2 protein-coding genes are annotated in these 2,247 nt (G+C 28.5%); both read right to left on the reverse strand.

The annotated features are described in order from the left end of the window. Positions 1 to 85 precede the first annotated feature (85 nt). Entirely contained in the window at positions 86 to 778 is a 693-nt protein-coding gene (locus tag H8R24_RS17900) for an RloB family protein (protein WP_187021808.1), read from the reverse strand. After that, entirely contained in the window at positions 771 to 2,084 is a 1,314-nt protein-coding gene (locus H8R24_RS17905) for an AAA family ATPase (protein ID WP_187021810.1), read from the reverse strand. The genes H8R24_RS17900 and H8R24_RS17905 overlap by 8 nt, the downstream gene beginning before the upstream one ends. Between the last annotated feature and the right edge of the window lie 163 nt (positions 2,085 to 2,247).

Genomic DNA, 2,247 nt, shown 5'->3' on the forward strand with positions numbered 1-2,247 from the left:
GAGTACGTGACCCGTACGCTCGGTGGTGTGAGAGGCGCACTCCGTTAGTTCCTAGCGGAGCCGTCTACTCGATTAGCAGTAGTACTTATTTTCTTTTATTCTGATTTAGAAACTTAACCAATTCACTGACTAAAGTTATTGGGTTTTGCTCGTGATATTTTTTGTCAACTTGTGCTTGATAAATTGTTTCAGCTCTTTCTATTGCTTTTTCTTGTGATGCCTTATCATCGTTGTTTAATTTGTCATAGACTGATTTACAAAAGTTGTACTTTTTTCCATCTTTTTCATAGTTGATATTCCATTCTTTACTCAAGAATGAATAGTAGAAGCTCCTATGATTTTTATTATCATTGTATTGATAGTGAAGATAGAACCACAATTCAAAAGCATCATTTGAATAAGCTATTTTATAACCACAATTCTTCCCTTTGGTAATCGCATTATCAAAATCTGCAAACTCTTTTTCACCTCTTTTAAAATCCATGTCGAAAACGCACCAAACTTCATCATAGATTTTAATACTATTTTTTACAATTTCTATAGTTGATTCAATTAACTTTAATTTACTTTCTCCTTTCAAATCAATTGCTTCAACTGTAAGTGTTAAAACAGGAAATGATTCGAAGTATAATTTTTCTGTTTGACCTTCACAGATAATTAAAATTGTTTTTTTAACTTCTCTAGTTTCTACTTCATATACAGAAGCTTTGGCTTTTTTAAGCCAAGGTTTTTCAGACTTAATGTCAGTTAATTTTATTGCTTTAGTTTTTTTAGGCATTTGAAACAGAATTAATTAATTTGTCAAAATCCCCTAAAAAAGGAATTGCTCCATATTTACCTTGAATATAATCCTTTTCAAAGGAGGCATTATTTCTAATTCCTTTAAACTCAACAAGAGAATATAAATGACTCGCACCAAACTGGTCTTTTTCCACAAACTCAATTTGATCTCTTCTTAATAAGTCGTTGGACAATAAGTTTGTGTCGTGAGTAGTAAAAATTAATTGTGAGCCAATATTGGAAGTTGAATTGAATAATTCAACAATTTTTTTTGTTAATAATGGATGAAATCTAGCATCAAATTCGTCAATAATGATTGGTCTATTATTCTTCAGTGCTTCATAAATAAAAGGACTTAATTCAAATAATTTTTGAGTCCCTTCTGATTCATTACTACTGAATGGGAAAGACTCGTTCTCGACCACCTTTAGATTTTCATCATATTTTTTTCTAAATGAGATTAATAGTTTTCTCTTTTTCTGTTTTGTCAATTCCTTTTTAGTTTCATCTTCATTTTCACTTTCTTCCGAATCAATTTCAGGCACATCCAAAGCATCAATGTCTTCAATACCTACATCTCCATATTTCAAAAAATCCACAATGTATTTTTTCTTTTCACTGTTTGTAATAGCATCCCCAGCAAATCTAAACATTCCTTGATGTCCTAATCCACTGATTATAATTGTTGAGCCGATTGCATTAATTAAATCTTTAGATAACTTTCCAAAGCCGAAAGTAGCGAGTGTTGATAAAAACAATGAATTATTCCTAAAAATCTCATTTTCCTCTGTTTCTTCTTCAAATAGACTGACTAATTTATATCCTTCGTTGTAATTTTTTTTATCTAATTCAATGATTTTTTTTCCTTCTCTAATGAATAATGGAAGTTCTCTTTTTTTTGGGCTAGAATAAAGCCATTCAGAATAAATTTTTTCATCATCTACTTCAAATCCATATCTGTATTTAATATTATTATGCCAAAAAATTAATTGAAAAAAACTTGGTTCATTTTCTGTTTTTGTTGATAGTCGGAAAGAATCTACTAAATATAAAATATCTTCATCTTTAATTGAAGTTTTAATAATTCTAATAAATGTAACTAATGCCTTAATAATGTTGCTTTTACCGCTAGCATTTGCGCCGTAAATAGCTTTAGTCTTTAAAAATAAATTAGAGTTTTCATCAATAACATTATTGACATCAATTTCTTTATTATGAGATTTGATTTTTGCAGCTGATAAATTTAAAGTCTGAATTTCTTTAAATGACTTAAAGTTACCAAAACTAAATTCTTGAATTTTCATCTTATTTGATAATTTGTAATTATTATGTAAATATATGAATAAGAATTGATTTTTCCACGAATTAATGTTTTTTTTATAATTACCCACAACGTCAGTCTGTGAAAAAACTTCCGTTTATTTCTTTCAAATATAACACTTAATACAATATAAAAGGAAGAAAAGT

Origin of the sequence: Flavobacterium muglaense (assembly GCF_014305155.1) — a bacterium.
Classification (GTDB): Bacteria; Bacteroidota; Bacteroidia; order Flavobacteriales; family Flavobacteriaceae; genus Flavobacterium; species Flavobacterium muglaense.

What these genes read in the sequence shown, in the direction of transcription:
- H8R24_RS17905 (WP_187021810.1), bottom strand. Translation starts at nt 2,084, where the DNA reads ATGAAAATTCAAGAATTTAGTTTTGGTAACTTTAAGTCATTTAAAGAA.
- H8R24_RS17900 (WP_187021808.1), bottom strand. Translation starts at nt 778, where the DNA reads ATGCCTAAAAAAACTAAAGCAATAAAATTAACTGACATTAAGTCTGAA.